We start from the raw sequence: 19324 nt of genomic DNA on the forward strand, positions 1-19324 counted from the left end.
CCGGCGCGCACGAACGCGCACGATGGTGAGGACTGCAGGCGGAGGACGTCGCGGCCGAAGAAGGAGACATGAGGCTCGTACCTTCCCTCACGAAGTCGACCCCGATGGCGGACCCCCGTCCGGCGCGCCGACGGCTCACGGGCATCGTCGCGGTCGCGTTCGCCGTGGCGGCGCTGCTCGCGTACGCCGCGGCGCCGACGGGCTGGGCCGCCGACGTGGCGTACCTCGGGACGGTGTGGGGCGCGACGATGTACGCCTTCGTCCGGACCCGCCGCGCGGCACGGCGCTCGGTTCCCGTCCTCGTTCCTGGACTCGTGACCGCCGGGGTCATGCTCTCCGCGCTTGCCGATACGTTGTGGGTCTGGCTCGTCCGGATCGGGGCGGACCCGGACGTCTCCGTGGCCGACGTGTTCTACCTCTCGAGCTATGTGGCGGTCGTCGCGGCGCTCGTGGTCCTGCTCCCTCGAGGCAGACGCGACGGGGAGGGCCTCGATGCCGCCGTCGACGCGCTGACCGTGGTCGCGATCAGCGTCATGGTCATGTGGAGCCTCACGATCGAGGAGATGGTCGCCGACACCTCGGTGTCGCCCCTGGTGAGGACCGTCTGGGCGGCGTACCCGGTGCTCGACGCGGTCGTCATCGGCCTTGCGCTGAGGGTGCTGACCACCAGGCCGCGCGACCGCGGCGTGATCCTGCTGGCGGGTGGCGCCGTCGCCTGGTTCGCATCCGACCTCGGCTACATGCTCCTGGCCGCGACCGACGGCATCACCACCGCCCTGGATCTGGGCTGGATGGTCGGAGCGCTCCTGCTTGCGGGCGCGACGCGCGTGGAGCCCGGCGAGTCGCGGACCCGGAGGTCCCCACGGCTCCGCGTCCACGGCAAGGTCGCCATCGCGGTGCTCCCGCTGCTGGTCCCGCCCGCGATGGAGGTCGCGCAGGACGCTTGGCGCGACGAGAAGACCTCCTACGCGGCGCTCGCCGGCATGGCGGTCCTCGTGGTGCTTGCCTACCTGCGCACGGCCCGGGTCCTGCGCTCGGAGCTGGCGCTGCGCGAAGAGCTCCGTGCGAGCGAGCGCCGGTCGAGCGCCCTCGCGGCGAACAGCTCCGACGCGGTCATCGTGCTGGGCGAGCACGGGGCGGTGCTCCAGGACTCCCCGCACCTCCCTCGGCTCGTGGGGCGTCCCGAGGCCCGCGACACCGGCGAGGCCCTGTCCTCGCTGACCCCGGCGGACCGTGAACGGCTCGCCGCATCGCTGCGCGAGGTGCTGCAGCGGCCCGGCGGGGTGGTGACCACGGAGCTCCGGGCCACCGGCACCGACGGACGCGAGCGCTGGCTCAGCGCGCGGTTCGCCAACCTGCTCGAGAACCCGGACGTGGGCGGGGTCGTGGTGGCCGTCAGCGACGTGACCGCCCGCAAGGAGATGGAGCAGGAGCTGGAGCGCTCCCGCGACGCCGCGCTCGAGGCCTCCCGCGCCAAGTCGGCCTTCCTGGCGAACATGAGCCACGAGATCCGCACCCCGATGAACGGTGTCATCGGCCTCACCGAGCTGCTGCTCACCACTCCGCTCGAGGAGCGCCAGCACCGGTACGCCGACGGCATCCGCACCGCGGGCAGCGCGCTGCTCACGATCATCGACGACATCCTCGACTTCTCGAAGGTCGAAGCCGGCAAGCTCGTCCTCGAGACGATCGACTTCGACCTCGAGCGGGTCGTCGAGGAGGCCGGCGAGGTGGTCGCGGAGAGCGCGTCGGCCAAGGGGCTCGAGCTGCTCGCCTACTGCTCCCCCGAGGTGCCCGTCGCGTTGCGCGGCGACCCGTCCCGGCTCCGCCAGGTGCTGCTCAACCTGCTGTCCAACGCGGTCAAATTCACCGCGACCGGCGAGGTCGTGCTCTCCGCCCACCTCGTCGACAGCGACGCGGACGGCCACCTCGTCCGCTTCGAGGTCACCGACACCGGCATCGGGCTGGACCCGGAGCGGGCCGAGCAGCTCTTCGCGCCGTTCTCGCAGGCCGACTCCTCCACGACCCGGAGGTACGGCGGCACCGGGCTCGGCCTGGCGATCACCCGGCAGCTCGTCGAGGCGATGGGCGGCACCGTCGGCGTCACCAGCACCCCCGGCACCGGGAGCACCTTCTGGTTCACCCTGCGGCTCGCGCCCGCGCTCGACCCGCGGGTGACCACCATCGCTCCGATCGAGGACCTGGGCGGCGTCCGCGTGCTGGTCGTGGACGACAACGAGACCAACCGGCTGATCCTCCTCGACCAGCTCAGCGCGTGGGGCATGCTCCCGCAGGCCGTCGCCGACGTCCCGTCCGCCCTGGCCGAGCTGCGCCGCTCGACCCGCGCCGGCACGCCGTACCGGCTCGCGGTGCTCGACCTGTGCATGCCCGACGCTGACGGGCTCGACCTCGCCGACCGGGTGGCGGCGGACCCGGAGCTCACGGGGCTGGGCATGGTCCTGCTCACCTCGGGGCCGGACCTGTCATCGGAGGAGTCGCGGAGCCACGGCATCACGCAGGCCCTGCGCAAGCCGGTGCGGCTCTCGCAGCTCGCGGTCGCGCTGCGCGAGGCGCTCGTCGAGTCGAGCATCGGCGGCCCGCGGGCTGACGCAGTCCCGGGCGGGCCCGGCGAGGGCGAGGTGGCCGCCGAGGTGCCCGGTCCAGTGCCCGGTCCAGTGCTCGGTCGGGTGCTCGTCGTCGAGGACAACGAGATCAACCAGCTGGTGACCTGCGGCCTGCTCGAGCACCTCGGTTACGGCCACCAGGTGGTGGAGAACGGACGCGAGGCACTGGCGGCGCTCGCCGCGACGCGCTTCGACGCGGTGCTGATGGACTGCCAGATGCCGGAGATGGACGGCTACGCCGCCACCCGCCGGCTCCGGGCTCGCGAGGGAACCGGGCCCCGGACGCCGGTCATCGCGATGACCGCCGGCGTCACCGAGGGCGATCGCGAGCGCTGCTTCGACGCAGGGATGGACGACTACGTCTCCAAGCCGGTCGAGGTGGCCGACCTCGCCGTCGCCCTGACCCGCTGGGTCACCTCCCCCGGCCGGGCCCTCTCCTCCTGAGCGACCCACCTCACGACGCTCCGAGGCGTGGGGCGCGTGTGACAGGGTAGTGAGACGGCGGGATGCTCCTCGGAGCACGTGACGGCGGCTCGACCGGAGGGTGTGGAACCGGGACGATGTGTGGATTCGCAGGTGAGATGCGGCTCGACGGCTCCCTCGCGGACGTCGCCACGGTCGCCAGGATGGGCGACCTGGTCAGTCCGCGCGGCCCGGACGGCGCCGGTGTCTGGGCGCAGGGCCCTGTGGCCCTCGCACACCGGCGGCTGAAGATCATCGACCTCAGCGAGAGCGGCGCGCAGCCCATGGTCGACGCCGACCTCGGGCTGACGGTCGCGTTCAACGGGTGCGTCTACAACTACCCCGAGCTGCGCCGCGAGCTGGAGGCGAGGGGCCACCGGTTCTTCTCCACCAGCGACACCGAGGTGATCCTCAAGTCGTACGCCGAGTGGGGGCTCGACTGCGTCGACCACTTCCTCGGGATGTTCGCCTTCATCATCAACGAGCACGCGACCGGCCGCGTCGTGCTCGGCCGTGACCGGCTCGGCATCAAGCCGCTCTACGTCGCCGAGACGCCCGGCTGCATCCGGTTCGCCTCCTCGCTCCCCGCCCTCGTGAAGGCGGGCGGCGTCGACACCGGCATCGACCCGGTGGCGCTCCACCACTACCTCACGTTCCACGCGGTCGTGCCCGCGCCGTACACGATCGTGAAGGGGGTCCGGAAGCTCCCACCCGCCACGGTGCGGGTCATCGAGCCCGGCGGCGCCACGCGCGACCACACGTACTGGGAGCCCTCCTACATCCGCGACCCGGCACGCGCCGGGATGGACGCGCGTGACTGGGAGGAGGCCGTGCTGGCCTCGCTGCGCACCGCGGTCGAGCGGCGGCTCGTCGCCGACGTGCCGGTGGGCGTGCTGCTCTCCGGCGGCGTCGACTCCAGCCTGATCGTCGGGCTGCTCGCCGAGGCGGGGCAGCACGGGCTCTCGACCTTCTCCATCGGCTTCGAGGCCGCTGGTGGCGAGGAGGGCGACGAGTTCAAGTACTCCGACATCGTCGCCGAACGCTTCGGCACCGACCACCACCAGATCCGCATCGGCACCGACCGGATGCTGCCCGCACTCGGCGACGCGATCTGCGCGATGAGCGAGCCGATGGTCAGCCACGACGCGGTCGCGTTCTTCCTGCTCTCGCAGGAGGTCTCGAAGCACGTCAAGGTCGTGCAGTCGGGCCAGGGCGCCGACGAGGTGTTCGCCGGGTACCACTGGTATCCGCCCCTGCTGCACGCCACGGACGACGGCGTGTCGACGTACGCGGAGGCCTTCTTCGACCGCACCCACGCCGAGCTCGCCCAGGTCGTGAACCCCGACCACCTCGCCGACCACGACGCGAGCCTCGAGCTCGTGCGCGCCCACTTCGGCCGGCCGCAGGCCGACACCCCGGTCGACCGGGCCCTACGCCTCGACACCGAGGTCATGCTCGTCGACGACCCGGTCAAGCGTGTCGACAACATGACGATGGCGTGGGGGCTCGAGGCCCGCGTGCCGTTCCTCGACCACGAGCTCGTCGAGCTCGCCGCGAGCTGCCCGCCCGAGCTCAAGCTCGCGCACGGCGGCAAGGGGGTGCTCAAGGAGGCGGCTCGCCGGGTCGTCCCCGCCGACGTGATCGACCGGCCGAAGGGGTACTTCCCGGTGCCGGCGCTCAAGCACCTCGAGGGGCCCTACCTCGACCTCGTGCGCGACGCGCTGCACAGCCCGGAGGCCCGCGAGCGCGGCCTGTTCCGCAGCGAGTACGTCGAGCCGCTGCTGGCCGCTCCCAACGAGAGCCTGACCCCGCTCCGCGGCAACAAGCTGTGGCAGCTCGCCGTCCTCGAGCTGTGGCTCCAGGCGCACGGGATCCGATGACCGCCAGCCAGTGGCACCTCCCGGCCGACCCGCCGTCGACCGGGGAGCACCGTGACGTCACGCTCGAGTGCGGCTGGGGCCGGCTGATCTTCGGCCAGACCTTCGGCGACGACGACCGGATGCTGGAGGTGCTCCGGGCCGAGGCACCGGGGCGCCGTGACATCTGCGTCTACGTGCGCGACCCGCACGTGCTGGTCGCCCGCGCCCCGCACGAGCTGTTCATCGACCCCTCCTACGTCTACCGGCTCGCGCTCGACACCCCGCCGGAGGGCGAGCCACCCCCGGGGGCCACGATCCGCCCGATGTCCGGCGCCGCCGACGCGGAGGCGGTGAACCGGCTCTACGAGCTCAACCGCATGGTGCCGGCGCAGACCGCGGCGATGCTGCACAACCTCGAGGACGACCGGTTCACCTACCTGGTCGCCGAGGACCCCGCCTCGGGGGAGGTCGTCGGCACCGTCACCGGGGTCGACCACCACCTCACGTTCGGCGACCCCGAGCAGGGCACGAGCCTGTGGTGCCTGGCGGTCTCCCCGCACTGCACGATCCCGGGGGTCGGCGAGGCGCTGGTACGGGCGCTCGCCGACGGGTACCGCGGGCGTGGCCGCGCGTACCTCGACCTCTCGGTGCTGCACGACAACGAGCCCGCGATCCGGCTCTACGAGAAGCTCGGCTTCGTCCGCGTCCCGGCGTTCTCGGTCAAGCGCAAGAACCCGATCAACGAGCCCCTGTTCGCCTCCTCGGGCACCGACGGTCTCGACCAGCTCAACCCCTACGCCGCGATCCTGGCCCGCGAGGCGCGGCGCCGCGGCATCGCGGTCGAGGTCACCGACCCCGAGTGGGGCGAGATGCGGCTCTCGCACGGCGGCCGGTCGATCCTGACCCGCGAGTCGCTCTCCGAGCTGACCACCGCGGTGGCGATGAGCCGCTGCGACGACAAGCGGGTCACCCGGCGGATCCTCGAGCGGGCCGGGTTGAAGGTGCCCCGGGGGCGCGTCGCGTCGTTCGACGACGCCGACCTCACCTTCGTCCGCGAGCTCGGTGAAGCGGTCGTCAAGCCGGCGCGCGGCGAGCAGGGGCGCGGCATCACCGTCGGCGTCGACGACGAGGAGTCGCTGCGCGCCGCCCTCGACCTGGCGCAGACCTACTGCCCCGACGTGCTCGTCGAGGAGTGCGTCGACGGGCTCGACCTCCGGGTGGTGGTCATCGACCACGAGGTCGTCGCCGCCGCCGTACGCCGTCCGGCGACCGTGGTCGGCACCGGCCGGCACACCGTGCTCGACCTGATCAAGGCCGCCAGCCGGCGCGCCTCGGCCGCGACCGAGGGCGAGTCGACGATCCCGCTCGACGACACCACGATGGCGGTGGTGAAGGCGGCGGGGTACTCCCCCGACGACGTGCTCCCCGAGGGCGAGTCGCTCGCCGTCCGCCGGACGGCCAACCTCCACACCGGCGGCACCATGCACGACGTGACGAGCGAGCTGCACCCCACGCTGATCCAAGCGGCTGTGGAGGCGAGCCGGGCCATCGGCATCCCGGTCACCGGCATCGACCTGCTGGTCCCGCACGTCGACGGCCCCGACTACGTGATCATCGAGGCCAACGAGCGGCCGGGACTGGCCAACCACGAGCCGCAGCCGACCGCCGAGCGGTTCATCGACCTGCTGTTCCCCAACCTCGCGGCGCCACCGCGGGCCTGGCGGCCACCGGCGCCCCAGCACGCCGACGGGTCGGCGGGTCGGGACTGACCGCCTCCGGCAAGGCGACCTTCGCCCTGCCTCCCCCTGCCTCGATCGGCCTAGGGTCTCCACCGTGGGGGTGGAGATGGGATACCTACGTTCGGCTGCCCGTGGACGTGGGGTGCGGCGTGCCGTCGTGGTCGCGCTGCTCTCCGGGTTGATGACCCTCGGCAACATCGCGCTGCTGAGCCAACCGGCGGCCGCGGACTACGCCATGGCCCCACGCACGACGACGTGGTCGCCGACCAGCGGCCGCGTCTACGCCATCGAGCGGGTCGGCGGCACGGTCTTCATCGGCGGCACGTTCACCGCGCTGCGCCACCCGAGCAACGGCTCGACCGTCACCCGCAACCGGCTCGCCGCCTTCGACGCGACCACCGGTGAGCTGCTGCCCTGGAACCCGGGCGCCAACGGCGAGGTCCGGGCCCTCCATGCCGACGCCAGCGGCACCGGCCTCTTCGTCGGCGGGGCCTTCACCACGATCGGCGGCCAGACCCGCCAGCGGCTGGCGCTGCTCGACGCCTCCACCGGCGCGGTCGTCACCGGGTTCACCGCCAACGCCAACGGGGCCGTCCGCGCGATCGAGCGGGTCGGCGACCGGCTCTTCGTCGCCGGCGCGTTCACCACGGTCGGCGGTGCGGCCCGCACCCGGGTCGCCGCGGTCTCCGCGACCGACGGCGCGCTGGTGACGCCGTGGTCCGGCTCCGCGGACGCGGTCGTCACCAGCCTCCAGGCATCGACGGACGGATCCCGGGTCTTCGCCGGTGGCCAGTTCCGCACCCTGTCCGGGCAGCCCCGCGACTACATCGGCGCCTTCGACGCGGCGAACGGTGCCGCGACGAGCTGGCGCCCCCCGATCCCGTGCACCGACACGCAGAACCCCTGCCACGTCTTCGACCTCGCCGCGGACTCCGCGCGGGTCTACGCCGCCGTCGGCGGTCCCGGCGGCCGGGTCGTCGCCTGGGACACCACGACGGCGGTCCGCCGGTGGGCGGCGTACGGCGACGGTGACGTGCAGGCGATCGCGCTCGAGGGCGGCACGGTCTACGCCGGCGGCCACTTCAACCCGCTCTTCGGTCAGCAGGAGCGGGTCGGCATGGTGGCACTCAGCTCCACGACCGGCGGCGTGCTCGAGTTCGCCCCCCGCGTCTTCGGCAACCTGATGGTCTTCGACATCCTCGCCGAGCCGGGGGTGCTCCGGATCGGCGGCGAGTTCACCCGCATCGGCAACAGCACCGCCAAGCAGCGGTACGCCGAGTTCCCGGAGGTCGGCGGGACCACCGACACGACTCCGCCATCGACGCCCGGCGGGCTCCGGATGACCAGCGTCTCCGACGACCTCGTCAGCCTGAGCTGGAACGCGTCCACCGACGACGTCGTGGTCAGCGGCTACCGGATCTACCGCGACGACGTGCTCGTCGCCGAGACCGGCGTCACCAACCACACCGACCGCCCGCTCCAGCCGGCGACCGCCTACGCCTACCGGGTGCGCGCGGTCGACGGGGCCGGGAACGAGTCCCCGCTGAGCGCCGCGCTCACCGTCACGACGCGGCCTCCGTCGCAGAACTTCGTCGACGCCGGCGACTCCTGGCGCTACCTCTCCAACGGCTCCAACCAGGGCACGGCGTGGCGGGCGCCCGGGTTCAACGACGCGAGCTGGTCGGTCGGCAACGCGCAGCTCGGCTTCGGCGACTCCGACGAGACCACGGTGATCAGCCCGCTCGGGCTCACGCACTACTTCCGGACCCAGTTCACGGTCGCCGACGCCGACGCGGTCTCCTCCCTGACGGCGCGGCTGCTCCGCGACGACGGCGCGGTCGTCCACCTCAACGGCACCGAGGTGTGGCGCTCCAACATGCCGACCGGCACGATCGGCTACCAGACCCCGGCCGCCAGCGACGTGGCGGGCGCGGCCGAGTCCACCTTCGTCGAGCAGGCGATCTCCGCGGCCGCTCTCGTCGACGGGACCAACACGCTGGCCGTCGAGGTGCACAACCGGAGCGGCTCCGACGACGTGAGCTTCGACCTCGAGCTGGTCCCGACGTTCGGGGAGCCGACGCAGGACACCACGCCCCCGTCGCAGCCCGGGAACCTCCGCACCACCTCGGTGACGAGCAGCTCGGTCGCGCTCGCCTGGAACGCCTCGACGGACGACGTCGGCGTGACCGGCTACCAGGTCCGCCGCGACGGCGCGCTCGTCGCGACGGTCACCGGCACCTCCTGGACCGACACCGGCCGCACCGCGGGCGCCACCCACGGCTACACGGTGACCGCGGTCGACGCGGCCGGCAACGCGTCGGCGCCGAGCGCCACGCTCACCGTGGTGGTGCCGTCGACGACCGGGCCGCTGCAGCTGTCCACGACCGGGGCCACCTGGCGCCACCGCTCCACGGCGAGCGCCGCCCCCAACGGCTGGCAGCTCCCGTCGTTCAACGACTCGACGTGGGCGAGCGGCCCCAGCCAGCTCGGGTTCGGCGACGGTGACGAGGCGACGACGATGACCCGCGGCGCGACGACGTTCTACTTCCGCCGCGAGGTGACGGTGCCCGACCCGTCGGCGTACACCACGCTCGCCTTCGAGCTGCTGCGCGACGACGGCGCCGTGGTCTACGTCAACGGCGCCGAGGTGCAGCGGACGAACATGCCGAGCGGACCGGTCACCTACTCGACGCTGGCCTCGAGCAACATCTCGGGCAACGCGGAGAACCGCTACGTGTCGTTCACCGTGCCGGCGTCGGTCCTGGTGGCGGGCACCAACGTGATCGCGATCGAGGTCCACCAGGACGCGACCCGCTCCAGCGACCTCAGCATGGACCTCCGGCTGACCGCGCGGTGACCTCGAGGACGTGCCAGTGCTTCGGCTCCCCGCCGAAGGCGGTGCCGTCCCACTCCTCCTCGTCGACCGCGTGCACCTCCATGCCGTCCACGAGTGCGACCACCTCCGCACGTGAGTGGAAGGTGAGCGGCTGCGACCCGCGCCAGCTGTCCCGGTCGCCGAACAACGTGACCGCCAGCCAGCCCCCGGGGAGCAGGCAGCCCCGCACCCGACGCCACACCGCCGGGAAGTCGCCCGGGGGCACGAACGGCAGCGCGTAGCTGCTGTGCACCAGCGCCGCGGGCGGCAGCCGCACCGTGCGGAGGTCTTCCACGACGGTCTTCACCAGCCCACCCCGGACCAGGTCCCGGAGGTGGCCCGGCATCGTCGGGTCCGCGTCGACAGCCGTCACCCGCCATCCGGCCGCGACCATCGCCCGGGTCTCCACCCCGCTCCCGCAGCCGAGGTCGACCGCCCGCCTCCGCTTCCCCGGACCCGCCAGCTCGAGCACCCGCACCGCCAGCGGCCGCGGCGCCCTCCCGGCCTGGGCGTCGTTGTACGCCGCCCACACCGACCGAGCCGCCCGTCCTGTCCGCTCCACGCCCACCCGCCGATCCTCCCCTTCCTCGGCCCTGGTGGGTGTTGAACCGCCCCTCGTGGCGCGCGGTCGGGCGCTTGTCCCGTGCAGATGGGCTCTTCGCGGGCCGATCGAGGACCCAACTGCACAGGATGAGGCCCACGCCGTACGACGCCGCCGCTCGCCACGAAGGGCGGCTCGACAGCTCAGTCCAGGCAGAACTCGTTGCCCTCCGGGTCGGCCATGATCAGATGGCCCGCCTCGAGCGGTGGCGCCGGCTCGTGTCGCTGCAGCCGCTTCGCCCCGAGCGCGACGAGCCGGTCGGCCTCGGCCTCGAGCGCGGCCATCCGCTCCTCGCCCTGCAGCCCCGGTGCGGCTCGTACGTCGAGGTGGACCCGGTTCTTGGTGACCTTCTCCTCCGGCACCTGCTGGAAGAACAACCGCGGGCCTTGACCGGCCGGGTCCTCGACAGCCGACCGTGCGTTCCGGTGCTCGGGGGGCACACCGATGCGCTCGAGGAACCCGTCCCACGCGGCGAGCGGGTCGGCCCCTTCGGCCAGCTGGACGCCCGGTGGCGCGGGGTGCACGTACCCCAGCACGTCGCGCCAGAAGGTGGACAGCGCCCGGGGGTCGTGCGCGTCGAAGGTGATCTGGACCTGACGGCTCATGCTCGCTCCTCCTGCTCCGGTGGGACGGCACCACCCTCACACCCGATGCGGACAGCTCCGGTCCGCTACCTCCTGCGAAGTCGCCGATCTGAGGCACCGGAGGGCGCGAGATAGGGAAATCGTCCGATCCGCGCTCGCCGACCGAGGCGGACGATGGGCAGGTGCCGCAACGTCAGGAGCCCCGATGATCACCGCCACCGACATGGCCGCCGCTCGCGCCCTTCCCCACGTGGGCGCGGGGATCGAGCGGATCGTCCACCGCGCACGACGCCGAGCGGCCGCCGCCGTGGTCGGGTCCCCCCGCCACGGACGGTCCCCCCGCTAGCCCCATACCGTCGCGTGCTCGGCGAAGTCCTCGCTCTGCACGGGGACGACGCAGAACAGCAGCCCCGCCGGGTCCCGCAGGTGCACGCACCCGTCGTACTCACCGACGCGTTCCGCTCCGAGCGCCTCCAGCCGCTCCACCTCGGCCTCGGTGTCGTCGGTCTCGATGTCGAGGTGGACCCGAGAGGCCCCGCTCCCGAGCCGCTGGTGCGCCAGCACCATCCCGGAACCCAGCGGAGCGACGACGGTGAACGGCGTCCCCTCCTCGACCTCCGGTGTGCTACCGAGCGCGCCGGCCCAGAAGGACACCTCGGCGTCCGAGACCTGCGCGGGAGAGTCGAGGAGGACCACGTGCAGTCGGCTGCGATGCATCCCGGCACGGTACGCCGCAGGGGGCCGCGCGCCACAAGGGGCGGCTCGACGGACCAGGAGGTCGTCCGCCACCGGACGGAGCTCAGCGGTAGGTGAGCGGCCGCCGGTCACCTTCGAGGTGAGCGTGCTCGTTGTACGTCGACAGGGTCAGCCCTCGTCGTCCGCTGAGGACCTTCGTGACCGCCGTGTTCACGGCGACCCGGTTGAGGGCCCCGAACGTCGCGGCGACGTGGGCGGTGGACGTGGCGCCGCCACCCAACCCGGCCGCCTCCGCGCCGAGGAGCGTCGTCACGGCCATCGCGATCGGGCCACCGGAGCTCACGACCGCGACGGTGCGGTGCAGGGCGAGCAGCTCGCGGGCCCGCTCGAGGGCGGCGACGACGCGCTCCTGGAAGGCCGGGAACGACTCGTCGTACTCGTCGTCCCACTCCCCCGACGTCCAGCGCCGGGTCGCCTCCTCGAACACCTCCTGGAAGGCCTGCTTGGGGCGGAGCGTCCGCGCGAGGTCCGCGATCATCAGCGCGGTGTTGCGGTAGAGCGGCTTGTGCACCTCCACGACGTGCTCGAAGTCGAACTCGTCCCAGCCCTTGTCGACCTCACAAGAAATTTCGGCGCCGAGCCCTTCGACCAGTCCGGCCGCGGTCTCCTCGTGACGACGCATGCCTCCGCGCACGACGAGGTCCGGCACCACGCCGCGCTCCCGCAGCGCAGCGCCCAGGACGCGGGACTGCTCGTGGCCGACCTCGGACAGCGCGTCGTAGTTCTTCGCGCCGAAGGACGCCTGGCCGTGGCGCACCAGGAGAAGGACGCTCACCGTTCCGCCTTCCGGATCAGCCGGCGGCACCGCAGCTCGAGCATCACGACCGCGATGCCGAAGTGGCGGAACGCCGGGTTGGTGGTCTGCTTGTGGTGGTAGCGGTAGTAGATCTGCTGGCAGATCACCGCGAGCCGGAACAGCCCGAACACCTCGTAGAATGCCCACTCCCGGTCGGTGAGGACGAGCCCGGTGCGCGCGCAGTAGTGGTCGACCACCTCACGCCGGGTCATCATTCCCGGCGCGTGGGTGGGCTGCCGGCGGAACATCCGGAACCACCGGCTGTCGTCGGCCTGCACCCAGTAGGCGAGTGCCCCGCCGAGATCCATCAGCGGGTCGCCGACGGTCGCCATCTCCCAGTCCAGCAACCCGATCGGACGCGTCGGGTCGTCGGGCGAGAGCACGAGGTTGTCGAGGCGGAAGTCGTTGTGGATCAGGCAGCTACGCACGTCGGCCGGCTGGTGCTCGTCCAGCCAGCGCATCACCTTCTCGCAGGAGCCCACGTTGCGGGTGCGGGCCTTGCGGTAGCGCGTCGACCACCCGGCGACCTGGCGGGCGACGTACCCCTCACCCTTGCCGAGCGACGCGAGCCCTGCCGCCTCGACGTCGATCGAGTGGAGCTCGACGAGCAGGTCCACCGCGTTGGTGCACAGCCGTCGCACCTCCTCGGGTGAGAGCGCCAGCCCGAGCTCCTTGCGCGGGATGTGGCCGACCAGCCGCTCCATCACGTAGAACGGCGAGCCGATCACCGACTCGTCCTCGCAGAGCGCGACCATCCGCGGCACGTGCGGGAAGACCGGCCCGAGCTGCGACTGGATCCGGAACTCGCGCGCGACGTCGTGGGCGCCCTTCGCCTTCTGCCCCGCCGGCGGGCGGCGCAGGATCAGGTCCTGGTCGGGGTAGCGCAGCAGGTAGGTCAGGTTCGAGGCGCCGCCCGAGAACTGCCGCACCTCCGGCGTGCCGTCGACCCCGGCCCGCGCGGCGAGCCAGGTCGCGACCGCCTCGACGTCGAAGGCGTCCTCGTGCCTGACGGGCCGCGCCCCGGCGACCGATCCCTCCACCACGGGCTCAGCTGAGCTTGCGGACGACCGACAGCGGCAGCGTCCGCATGAGCACCGAGATCGGCACCCACGGCCAGGCGGGCACGAAGGCCTTCGGCTTCCGCTTCTCGATCGCCTCGACCATCGCGCGCACGCCGGTCTCGGTGTCGACCATGAACTTGGTCCGCTGCTGGACGTGCTCGTTCATCTCCGAGCGGATGTACCCCGGGTAGACGACCGACACGTCGACCCCCTTCACCCGCTCGCTGCGCAGCCCCTCGGCGAGCGAGGCCACGCCCGCCTTGGTCGCGGCGTACGTCGTCATCGACTTGCGCATCCCGCGCAGCGCCGACATCGAGGAGACCATCACGAGGTGGCCGTGGCCCTGCTCGCGGAAGAGCTCCATGGCGGCCTCGGACTGGGCCAGCGCACCGATGAAGTTGGTCATCGCGGTCTGCTTGTTGGCGTCGTAGCGGCCGGTGCCGAGAGGAGCGCCCTTGCCGAGCCCGGCGTTGACCACGACCCGGTCGATCGTGCCGAGCTCGGCGGCCAGCTCACGGAACACCCGGAACACCGCAGTGTCGTCGGTGACGTCGAGCGCGCGGAGCGCCACCGTCCGGTCCGGGTGCGCGGCGCCGATCCCCTTGGCGAGCAGCTCGAGCCGGTCGGTGCGCCGCGCGCAGAGGGCGAGGTCGTAGCCGAGCGCGGCGAACTGCCGTGCCATCTCCTCGCCCAGGCCGGAGCTCGCGCCGGTGATGAGGATCGTCCCCTTGCTGCTCATGCCCCGTCCTTCGTGGTCGATCGGTCGGCGGCGCCCTCGGCCGCCTCCTTGATGCGCCGGGCGAACCCGTGCTGCTCACGTTCGTACACCGGCCGCGCGAACCGCTTGGCGAGCACCGCGCGGCGGCCCGGGCGGTCGGTGAGGATGACGGGGCGGCCGGCGTCGACGCCGCGCACGACCTCCGCGGCGATCTGCTCGGCGGTCGTCCCCGACCGGTCGATCAGCCGTCGGGCGATCGACTGGAGCACCGTGTCGCTGCCGCTGAGCGAGGCGCCGAGGTTGGTCCGGAAGAACGACGGGCAGACCACCGAGGTGGTGATGCCGTACGGCGCCAGCTCGAACTGCAACGTCTCGCTGAGCGCCACGACCCCCGCCTTCACCGCGTTGTACGACGCCATGCCGGGCGGGTGCACGAGCCCGGCGAGCGAGGCGGTGTTCACGAGGTGGCCGCTCCGCTGCCGCTTCATCACCGGGGTGAAGGTGCGGCAGCCGCGGACCACCCCCAGCAGGTTGATGTCGATGACGCGCCGCCACTCCTCGAGCGTCGCGACGTCGATCCGGCCGCCGGACGCGATGCCGGCGTTGTTCACCAGCACGTCGAGGCCGCCCCACTGCTCCTCGACGTGGGCGCGCGCGGCCTCCCAGTCGGCCTCGGAGGTCACGTCCAGCCGGAGGTACGACGCGCCGTCCGGCACGGAGGCGTCCTCGCGGACGTCCGTCACCAGCACCCGGTCCCCCCGGGCCACGAAAGCCGTGACGAGGGCAGCACCGAGCCCCGACGCGCCCCCGGTGACGAGGACCCGGCGGCTCATCGCGCCACCCCGTGCTTGCCGAGCTCGAGCCGGGCGACCATCCCGAGGTGCACCTCGTCGGGCCCGTCGGCGAGCCGGAGCGCGCGGGCGTTGGCCCACGCCCCGGCCAGCGGGAAGTCGTCGGTCATCCCGCCGCCACCGTGGAGCTGCATCGCGAAGTCGATGACCTCCTGCGCCATGGCCGGCGCGGCGGCCTTGATCTGGCTCACCTCGGACAGGGCGTCGAGGGGGCCGCCGACGTCGAGCTTCCAGGCGGCGTTCAGCACCAACAGCCGGGTGGAGTCGATCGCGATCCGGGCCTTGGCGATCCGCTCGCGGTTGCCCCCCAGGTTGACCAGCGGCTTGCCGAACGCCGTGCGTGAGACCCCGCGCCGGCAGGCGAGCTCGAGCGCCTTCTCGGCGAGCCCGATCAGCCGCATGCAGTGGTGGACCCGTCCGGGGCCGAGCCGTCCCTGGGCGATCGCGAACGCCTCCCCGGGCCCGGAGACGAAGCTGGAGAGCGGGACCCGGACGTCGGTGAAGGTGACCTCGCCGTGGCCGATCGGCTCGTCGTAGAACCCCATCGTCGGCAGCATCCGCACCACCTCGACCCCAGGGGCGTCACGGGGCACCAGCACCATCGAGTGGCGGTGGTGCCGGTCCGCCTCGGGGTCGGTCAGCCCCATGACGATGAGCAGCGCGCACTCGGGGTTGCCGACGCCGGAGGAGAACCACTTGCGCCCGTTGACGACGATCTCGTCCCCGTCCACGGCCGCGGTGAGCTCCATGTTCGTGGCGTCGGAGGAGGCGACGTCGGGCTCGGTCATGCAGAAGGCGCTGCGGATCCGGCCGTCGAGCAGGGGGTCGAGCCACTGGTCGCGCTGCTCCTGGGTGCCGTACCTCAGCAGCACCTCCATGTTCCCGGTGTCGGGCGCATTGCAGTTGAGGACCAGCGGCGCGAGGAACGACCTGCCCATCTCCTCGGCCACCGGCGCGTAGTCGACGTTGGAGAGCCCTGCCCCGCCGTCGGTGCCGTAGCGCTCGGCATAGGGGCCCTCGTGGCCGGCAGGCAGGAAGAGGTTCCACAGCCCCTGGCTCCGCGCCTTGGCCTGGAGCTCCTTGACGGCGGGCTGCGGGGCCCAGGGGTCGCCCCCGGTCTCCCGGAGCCGGCGCAGCTCCCGGTGGAGCTCGGCCTCGACCGGCTCGACCTCCGTCTCGACGAAGGCGCGCACCCGGGCGCTGAGCTCGGCGGCGCGCGCTGACGGCTCGAAGTCCATGGGCAGGACCCTAGGTCACCCCGTCCGGGTCATGCAGAGATGGCTCGGACGGGCTATCAAGCGGGGTGTCGCCCCGGCCGATGAACAAGGTGACCGCTCACGGCAGCGCTTTCCCCGAGGCGCCCGGAACCCCCACGTGGTCACCGCGGCGAGGCTCACCCCCAAGGCCAGCCGCCCCCGGTGCCGGCCCCCTCCGGCCCCGGACAGGCAGCCCCCGGACCCCCTCCGGGGGCTCTCGCCTTTTTCGCGCCGGCCCTGACGGGCCGGACGGGCCCGGGGCTCAGACGGCCTCGGCCAGCAGGTCGCGCAGCCCCCGGGTGGCGCGGCTCTTCAGCTGGCTGACCCGGGACTCCGAGACCCCGAGCACCTGGCCGATCTCGCCGAGGCTGAGCTGCTCGAAGTAGTACAGCGACAGCACCACCTGGTCGCGCTCGGGCAGCCGTCGGATCGCCTCCACGGCCAGCTCGGAGACCTCCTCGAGGTCCTCGTCCAGCTCCTCGCCTCCACCGCCGGCCGGCGCGAGCCCCTCGGGCTCCCAGGTGACCTCGTCGAGGCTCCGCACCCGTGAGGAGGTCCGGTTGTCCTCCAGCGCGCGCAGCTCCTTGACGGTGGTCCCGAGCCGCTCGGCGACCTCGGCGTCGGTGGGCGGGCGCCCCACCTCGTCCTCGAGCTCGGCGCGCGCCCGCTCGGCCTTCTTCAGGTCGTCCCGGACCGAGCGCGGCACCCAGTCGGAGCTGCGGAGGCTGTCCTTGATCGCGCCGAGGATCCGCGGAACGGCGTACGTCGAGAACTGCAGCCCGCGTCCGGGCTCGAACCGCTCCACCGCGTTGATCAGCCCGATGACGCCCTCGGAGGTGAGGTCGTGCTGGTCCACGTGGTCGGGGAGCTGCGCCCGGAACCGGCCGACGACGAACTTCACCAGCGGCGAGTAGTGGACGACGAGGTCGTTGCGCAGCTCGTCGTCGTTCGTCTCGCGGAACCGGAGCCAGACCTCGTCCATGTCGTTCACTTGCGGACCGTCCTGTCCAGCAGCATCAGGGCCTGGGAGGGGTTCTCGCGGTAGCGCTCGACGAGCTTCGCGGTCGCCTCGTCGATGCGGCGGTGGAGGGCGGAGCGGTACTCGGTGAGCCGCCGCTCGGCCTCCTTCAGCCGCTCGAGCAGCGCTTCGACCGCCTCGGTGTCGCCGGGGTCGACGTGGGTCGACCAGATCTCGTCGACCTCGGGCAGCTGCGGGAGCGCGGTCTCGGCGGCGATCCGCATGAGCCCGGTGCGCCGGCCGCCGCTGCCGGTGTCGGCGAGCGCGCGGACCAGCTCCTTCTGGGTGAGCGTCCGGCCCGGGCGGGCCTGCAACGTGAGCACGTCCATGCGGCCATGGGTGAGCCGCCGCCAGTAGGAGACCCGGTCCTCCTCGGCGCGCAGAGCGGCGCGGTAGCTCCTCAGCTCGCCGAGGGTCAGCTCGTCGAGCGCCCTCGGTTGCGGTACCTGCACGTCCGCCATCGCCCGTGGTTCCGGGACCTTGCCCGCGCTGATCATCCGCTCCCCCTCACGGTGTTGCCTCGTGACCCAGCTCATACAACCACAAATCAGTCATGGCTCGGCAGGGTGCCGAGGCGCAGCCGGGTGGCCGCACGCCGGAAGCACTACCCACCTGACGGCGTCCGGCACCTTCCGAAGGCCCTCGGATGCTTGCGGTCCGGTCCGGTCCGGTCGCGAGCGGCCGACGGCTCAGGTCGGCTGGGCCCCGGCGGTCGCCCGGGGGCCGCCCTGCCCGCTGATCGCGGCCGCCACCGCACCGGGGACGTCGGGGTGGAACACGGTCGGGATCACGAAGTTGGGGTTGAGCTCCTCCGGCTTCACGACGGCCGCCAGCGCCTCGGCCGCACGGAGGAGCATCTCGACGTCGACCTCGGTCGCGCGGGCGTCCAGCAGCCCGCGGAACACGCCGGGGAACGCCAGCACGTTGTTGATCTGGTTCGGGTAGTCCGAGCGGCCGCTGGCCACCACCGCGGCGTACCTCTCCGCCTCGCGCGGGTCGACCTCCGGGTCGGGGTTGGCGAGCGCGAAGACCACCGGGTCCTCGGCCATGTCCTTGATCCACTCCGGCTCGAGGACGCCGGGGCCGCTCACCCCGATGAACACGTCGGCACCGCGGAGCCCGTCGCGCAGCGTCCCGCGCACCTGGCGCGGGTTGGTGACGCCGGCCAGCTCCGCCTTGGCGGCCGGCAGCTCCTCGTCGTCGCGGGACAGCAGCCCCTCGCGGTCCCAGACGACGACGTCCTCGACGCCCGAGGCGAGCAGCAGGGTGACGATCGCGGTGCCCGCGGCCCCCGCGCCCGCGACCACCACGCGGACGTCCGAGAGCTGCTTGCCGACCACCCGCAACCCGTTGCGCAGCGCCGCCGTCACCACGATCGCGGTGCCGTGCTGGTCGTCGTGGAACACCGGGATGTCGAGGCTCTCCCGCAGCCGCCGCTCGATCTCGAAGCACCGCGGCGCGGCGATGTCCTCGAGGTTGATCCCGCCGAACCCGGGCGCGATGAGCTCGACCGCCCGCACGATCTCGTCGGTGTCCTGGGTGGCCAGGCAGATCGGCCACGCGTCGATGTCGGCGAACCGCTTGAAGAGCAGCGCCTTGCCCTCCATCACCGGGAGCGCCGCGCCCGGACCGATGTTGCCGAGGCCGAGCACCGCGGAGCCATCGGTCACGACCGCCACCGAGTTGCCCTTGATCGTGAGCCGGCGCACGTCGTCGGGGTTCTCGGCCAGCGCCTTGCTCACCCGACCCACCCCGGGCGTGTACGCCATCGACAGGTCGTCACGGTTGCGGAGCGGGACCTTCGGGGCCACCTCGATCTTGCCACCGATGTGCAGCAGGAAGGTGCGGTCGCTGACCTTGTGGACGGTGACGCCCTCGAGTGCGTCGACGGCAACCTGGAGCTGCTGGGCGTGGTCGGCGTCGCCGGCCGAGCAGGTGACGTCGACGACGATCCGCTCGTGGCTGGACTCGGCGACGTCGACGGCCATCACGATGCCTCCGGCCTCGGAGATGGCGGTCGCGACGGTGCCGACGACGCCGTGGTCGGGCTTCGTGTGCAGCCGCATGGTGATGGAGTACGACGAGGTGGTGGCGGTGACCATGGCAGAACTCTTACCCCTCTTC

15 protein-coding genes are annotated in these 19324 nt (G+C 72.6%); 4 read left to right on the forward strand and 11 right to left on the reverse strand.

Going from position 1 to position 19324, the window contains the following annotated elements:
• Nucleotides 1–68: 68 nt before the first annotated feature.
• From FIP57_RS05470 to FIP57_RS05485, 4 genes are all read left to right on the forward strand, one after another.
• Nucleotides 69–3068 carry a response regulator gene (locus tag FIP57_RS05470; RefSeq protein WP_148572479.1) on the forward strand — a complete coding sequence of 1000 codons (3000 nt, stop codon included), beginning with the start codon at nucleotides 69–71 and terminating at the stop codon, nucleotides 3066–3068.
• A 116-nt stretch (nucleotides 3069–3184) separates the two neighbouring features.
• On the forward strand, nucleotides 3185–4966 hold the full coding sequence (locus FIP57_RS05475; RefSeq protein ID WP_148572480.1) for an N-acetylglutaminylglutamine amidotransferase: 1782 nt from the start codon (nucleotides 3185–3187) through the stop codon (nucleotides 4964–4966).
• Entirely contained in the window at nucleotides 4963–6714 is a 1752-nt protein-coding gene (gene ngg, locus FIP57_RS05480; RefSeq protein WP_148572481.1) for an N-acetylglutaminylglutamine synthetase, read from the forward strand. The genes FIP57_RS05475 and ngg overlap by 4 nt, the downstream gene beginning before the upstream one ends.
• A gap of 112 nt (nucleotides 6715–6826) precedes the next feature.
• Nucleotides 6827–9541, forward strand: a complete 2715-nt coding sequence (locus FIP57_RS05485) for a fibronectin type III domain-containing protein (protein WP_148572482.1) — start codon at nucleotides 6827–6829, stop codon at nucleotides 9539–9541.
• Here the strand turns inward: FIP57_RS05485 and FIP57_RS05490 are convergent.
• The 11 genes from FIP57_RS05490 to FIP57_RS05540 all read right to left on the reverse strand — a co-directional run bounded on the left by FIP57_RS05490 (nucleotide 9510) and on the right by FIP57_RS05540 (nucleotide 19302).
• Nucleotides 9510–10121 carry a class I SAM-dependent methyltransferase gene (locus tag FIP57_RS05490; RefSeq protein WP_148572483.1) on the reverse strand — a complete coding sequence of 204 codons (612 nt, stop codon included), beginning with the start codon at nucleotides 10119–10121 and terminating at the stop codon, nucleotides 9510–9512. The genes FIP57_RS05485 and FIP57_RS05490 overlap by 32 nt on opposite strands.
• A 182-nt stretch (nucleotides 10122–10303) precedes the next feature.
• Entirely contained in the window at nucleotides 10304–10765 is a 462-nt protein-coding gene (locus FIP57_RS05495; RefSeq protein ID WP_148572484.1) for a VOC family protein, read from the reverse strand.
• Between the two features lie 321 nt (nucleotides 10766–11086).
• Nucleotides 11087–11461 (reverse strand): VOC family protein, encoded by a 375-nt coding sequence (locus FIP57_RS05500; RefSeq protein WP_162529689.1) that lies wholly within the window; start codon nucleotides 11459–11461, stop codon nucleotides 11087–11089.
• Nucleotides 11462–11543: 82 nt separating this feature from the next.
• A complete protein-coding gene (locus FIP57_RS05505; RefSeq protein ID WP_148572485.1) occupies nucleotides 11544–12275 on the reverse strand; it encodes a histidine phosphatase family protein in 732 nt (243 codons plus the stop codon).
• Complete coding sequence (locus FIP57_RS05510) at nucleotides 12272–13339, reverse strand: phosphotransferase family protein (protein ID WP_148572486.1); 1068 nt, start codon at nucleotides 13337–13339, stop codon at nucleotides 12272–12274. Before FIP57_RS05510 ends, FIP57_RS05505 begins: the two co-directional genes overlap by 4 nt.
• 4 nt (nucleotides 13340–13343) lie before the next feature.
• On the reverse strand, nucleotides 13344–14096 hold the full coding sequence (locus FIP57_RS05515; protein WP_148572487.1) for an SDR family oxidoreductase: 753 nt from the start codon (nucleotides 14094–14096) through the stop codon (nucleotides 13344–13346).
• Complete coding sequence (locus tag FIP57_RS05520; protein ID WP_148572488.1) at nucleotides 14093–14908, reverse strand: SDR family NAD(P)-dependent oxidoreductase; 816 nt, start codon at nucleotides 14906–14908, stop codon at nucleotides 14093–14095. The genes FIP57_RS05515 and FIP57_RS05520 overlap by 4 nt, the downstream gene beginning before the upstream one ends.
• The gene (locus FIP57_RS05525; RefSeq protein WP_148572489.1) at nucleotides 14905–16164 is read right to left on the reverse strand and encodes an acyl-CoA dehydrogenase family protein; all 1260 of its coding nucleotides are present in this window, start codon (nucleotides 16162–16164) and stop codon (nucleotides 14905–14907) included. The genes FIP57_RS05520 and FIP57_RS05525 overlap by 4 nt, the downstream gene beginning before the upstream one ends.
• Nucleotides 16165–16444: 280 nt before the next feature.
• Entirely contained in the window at nucleotides 16445–17164 is a 720-nt protein-coding gene (locus tag FIP57_RS05530) for a sigma-70 family RNA polymerase sigma factor (RefSeq protein ID WP_148572572.1), read from the reverse strand.
• 5 nt (nucleotides 17165–17169) lie between these two features.
• Entirely contained in the window at nucleotides 17170–17697 is a 528-nt protein-coding gene (locus tag FIP57_RS05535) for an RsiG family protein (protein WP_203231069.1), read from the reverse strand.
• 192 nt (nucleotides 17698–17889) lie between these two features.
• Complete coding sequence (locus FIP57_RS05540; protein WP_148572490.1) at nucleotides 17890–19302, reverse strand: NAD-dependent malic enzyme; 1413 nt, start codon at nucleotides 19300–19302, stop codon at nucleotides 17890–17892.
• Nucleotides 19303–19324: the final 22 nt, after the last annotated feature.

Origin of the sequence: Nocardioides caldifontis, from assembly GCF_008087345.1 — a bacterium.
In the GTDB taxonomy this organism is placed as follows: Bacteria; Actinomycetota; Actinomycetes; order Propionibacteriales; family Nocardioidaceae; genus Marmoricola_A; species Marmoricola_A caldifontis.

Coding starts and splice junctions, on each gene's coding strand:
- FIP57_RS05500 (WP_162529689.1), bottom strand. CDS start 11,461: ATGCATCGCAGCCGACTGCACGTGGTCCTCCTCGACTCTCCCGCGCAG.
- FIP57_RS05520 (WP_148572488.1), bottom strand. CDS start 14,908: ATGAGCCGCCGGGTCCTCGTCACCGGGGGCGCGTCGGGGCTCGGTGCT.
- FIP57_RS05525 (WP_148572489.1), bottom strand. CDS start 16,164: ATGGACTTCGAGCCGTCAGCGCGCGCCGCCGAGCTCAGCGCCCGGGTG.
- FIP57_RS05470 (WP_148572479.1), top strand. CDS start 69: ATGAGGCTCGTACCTTCCCTCACGAAGTCGACCCCGATGGCGGACCCC.
- FIP57_RS05515 (WP_148572487.1), bottom strand. CDS start 14,096: ATGAGCAGCAAGGGGACGATCCTCATCACCGGCGCGAGCTCCGGCCTG.
- FIP57_RS05475 (WP_148572480.1), top strand. CDS start 3,185: ATGTGTGGATTCGCAGGTGAGATGCGGCTCGACGGCTCCCTCGCGGAC.
- FIP57_RS05535 (WP_203231069.1), bottom strand. CDS start 17,697: ATGATCAGCGCGGGCAAGGTCCCGGAACCACGGGCGATGGCGGACGTG.
- FIP57_RS05495 (WP_148572484.1), bottom strand. CDS start 10,765: ATGAGCCGTCAGGTCCAGATCACCTTCGACGCGCACGACCCCCGGGCG.
- ngg (WP_148572481.1), top strand. CDS start 4,963: ATGACCGCCAGCCAGTGGCACCTCCCGGCCGACCCGCCGTCGACCGGG.
- FIP57_RS05530 (WP_148572572.1), bottom strand. CDS start 17,164: ATGGACGAGGTCTGGCTCCGGTTCCGCGAGACGAACGACGACGAGCTG.
- FIP57_RS05540 (WP_148572490.1), bottom strand. CDS start 19,302: ATGGTCACCGCCACCACCTCGTCGTACTCCATCACCATGCGGCTGCAC.